The sequence below is a fragment of the Acidimicrobiales bacterium genome (genome assembly GCA_036273495.1).
Taxonomy (GTDB): Bacteria; Actinomycetota; Acidimicrobiia; order Acidimicrobiales; family JAJPHE01; genus DASSEU01.
The window spans coordinates 1-2,620 of the sequence record DASUHN010000279.1; the positions used below are offsets into that span (position 1 = coordinate 1).

The 2,620-nt window shown below is 72.3% G+C and carries 4 protein-coding genes; all 4 read right to left on the minus strand.

Annotated features, from left to right (window positions below):
- Positions 1 to 359: DUF4157 domain-containing protein (locus VFW24_11940; protein ID HEX5267474.1), on the minus strand; the 359-nt coding region annotated here is incomplete at its 3' end.
- A gap of 64 nt (positions 360 to 423) precedes the next feature.
- Positions 424 to 1,650, minus strand: coding sequence for a cupin domain-containing protein (locus VFW24_11945; GenBank protein HEX5267475.1), 1,227 nt, complete (start codon positions 1,648 to 1,650; stop codon positions 424 to 426).
- On the minus strand, positions 1,647 to 2,249 hold the full coding sequence (locus VFW24_11950) for a TetR/AcrR family transcriptional regulator (GenBank protein HEX5267476.1): 603 nt from the start codon (positions 2,247 to 2,249) through the stop codon (positions 1,647 to 1,649). The genes VFW24_11945 and VFW24_11950 overlap by 4 nt, the downstream gene beginning before the upstream one ends.
- 40 nt (positions 2,250 to 2,289) lie before the next feature.
- Positions 2,290 to 2,620: phage tail protein (locus VFW24_11955; GenBank protein ID HEX5267477.1), on the minus strand; the 331-nt coding region annotated here is incomplete at its 5' end.

Below are 2,620 nucleotides of genomic sequence, written 5' to 3' on the forward strand. Positions count from 1 at the left end.
GCCCGGGCGCCGACCGACAGGGCCGAGGCGCCGGCGGTGGCGTCGGTGTGGACCCGCACCGAGGAGAGGTCATGGTCGAGGGCGTGCTCCATCGGCGCCCGCACGCCGGGATCGAGAGGCCGGCCGCCCCGTCCCACCACATCCAGGACCGGTGAGCGGTCCGTCGGCTTTCCCACCGACCTGGCGACCGCGGAGTTCCCGGCCAGGCGTTGAAGGGTCAGGAGCCCGGGCGGCCCCGCCGGCGACGCTGCCGTGGAGCCGGCCCGGGAGGCGGTCCCGTGGCTGGAGGGGCCGTGGCCCTCCGGCCCCTCGGGAGCCCGCCCCTTCTCCTCCTTCGACGCCTGGTGCGATCCGCTCACCGCCTGCCCCCCGGAGGAGTCTCCGGACCACCGTATCCGAGGCCCTCGCCGCCGGGCGGGCCGATCAGGTGGCCGATCGGGCGGGTTGATCTGCCCCTTCGGGCGACGGCGGGCGGAGCTGGGCCATGAACCCGTCGAAGGCGGCGTTGCCCATGTTGACCCACATGTCACGGGCCGGAGGGGGCATGTGCTCGAGCATGGCGTCGCGCTGGGCCGGGGTCATGTTCTGCCGGATCAGCCCGAGGATCAGCCAGATCTTGTCCCCGTCGTAGTGGGCCATGGCGTGGCCGGGCATCTGGCCCCACTCCTCCACACTCAGGTGGTCGGCGCAGAGGGGAACGATCCGGTCCTCCTCCTCGTCGAGATGGGGCAGGAGCACGCCGCTCAGCTCGGCGAGCGCACCGGTCAGCCGGGCCGCCGTCTCCGGTCCAGCGGAGGCTGACCACTCCCCCACCGCGGCGGCGGCCTGCTCCTGGGCGGCGTGCACCTGGTCGTGGTGGGAGATCATCCGCTGGACGAGGTCCGACTGGGCCGGGCAGCGCTCGGTCAGCCTGGGCCACACGAGGGAGTCCTCGGCGTTGTGGTGCACGTTGAGGAAGCGCAGCACGTTGTCGTAATAGGAGGCGACCAGCTCGATGCGTCCCGGCTCCCCGGCGGCGGCGCCACCGACGAGGGTGGGGGCGGCGGCGAAGGCCTGACGGAAGACGCGGTGCACGGCCATCATGTCGGTGGTCTCGGGCCGGGCCGATGCCCGGCGCGCCTCGTCGTCGCTCATCGACGGCCCGACGATCCGGACCTGGTGCTCCCCCATGACCCGCACGAGGGTCTCGACGTCGGGGCCGGCCTCGCCGGCCGGCGGAAGGCTCAGCTGGCCGGCGGGGACCCCGAGGGCCTCGATGGACCGCAGGAAGCTGTCATCGCCGTGGACCAGCAGCATGCGGGCCGGACCGGAGCTGGTCACCCGGAAGGTGTGCTCGACCCCGGCCGGAAGGGCCACGTACGACCCGGGCCGGGCCAGCACCGTGTCCGTGCCGCAGCGCACCGCGACCTCCCCCTCGATCACGAGGAAGGAGTCGTCGAGGGTGTCGTGGACGTGGAGCGGCGGAGAGCCGCCGGGCGGGACGGTGAGCTCGATCACCGCCGGGCTCCGGGGCGCACCCTCGGGGTTGCGCAGGACGGCGAGGGTCCCGAGGAACCACCACGCCCGGCTGGTGGTCGGATCGGTCGTGATCTGGCGCCGGGTGGCGTTGGCGACGGGCTGGGACTGGGTCTGGGACTGGGTCACGGTCACGGTTGCTCCTCTGGTTCGGTGATGGCTGCCAATGCGTGGATCAGGACGTCGATGGCCCACGCCACCGCCGCCTGGGCCTCACGGTCGGACAGGCCGCTCTCGTCGGCGATGGTCACCCACGAGGAGAGGCTGCACAGATGGGTGATGACGGCGGCCGCCCTCCGGGCCGCGCCGGGGTCGGCGCCGTCTGTGAGGGGCGCCAGGGCGGCGGCCACGGCCTCGCTGCGCTCGGGGCGGACCGACGAGCGCGCCGTCCGCCCCGCCGTCGTCTTCACCAGGGCGCGGGCCAGCTCGGGGCGGGTCGAGAACCTCCGGGCCGCGTCCTGGAAGCTGGCCGAGACGGCCCCGGGGCCGTCGATGGCGACCGGGAGGCCGAGGGAGTCGACGACGTGGCGGGCGGCGGCGTCGAGCAGCGAGGACCGGTCCGGGAAGTACCGGTACAGCGTCCGGAGGGAGACCCCCGAGGCGGCGGCGACGTCCGCCATGGAGATGTCGTCGACCGCCCGGCTCTCGAGCTGAGCGGTCACGGCCTCGAGCACCGAAGCCCGCACCTGCTCCGCCTGCCGCTCCCGCAGCGACGGTCCGCCGACCACGCTCATTGACACGAGTATGCCGTCGTGGCACACCCATGTCAATAGACTAGCTGGGCGGGTTCCACTCCTTCTTGAGCACGAAGAAGGAACCGCGGATGGTTCCGGCCAGCTTCGACTTCTGGCGGGCGAACTTGAAGGCGGAGAGGTCGGCGGGGACCTCCATCCCCTCCGAGAGCTTGAGGCCGACCGCCCGCTTTCCCGAGTCGTCGAGGGTGTAAAGCACGTTGATGGAGAGGCCGCTCTCGTAGAAGACATAGGTCCAGCTGACGTTCTCGACCTGGAACGAGGTGGCCTCGAGGGGGCGGGAGGCGATGACGATGTCCCGCTCCTCCTTGAGGATCCGAGTGACGAAGTCGATGATCTTCTTGGCCTTGCTC

Bases quoted from the DNA above. Each gene is read 5' to 3' on its own strand.
- VFW24_11950 (HEX5267476.1), bottom strand. From the start codon at position 2,249: ATGAGCGTGGTCGGCGGACCGTCGCTGCGGGAGCGGCAGGCGGAGCAG.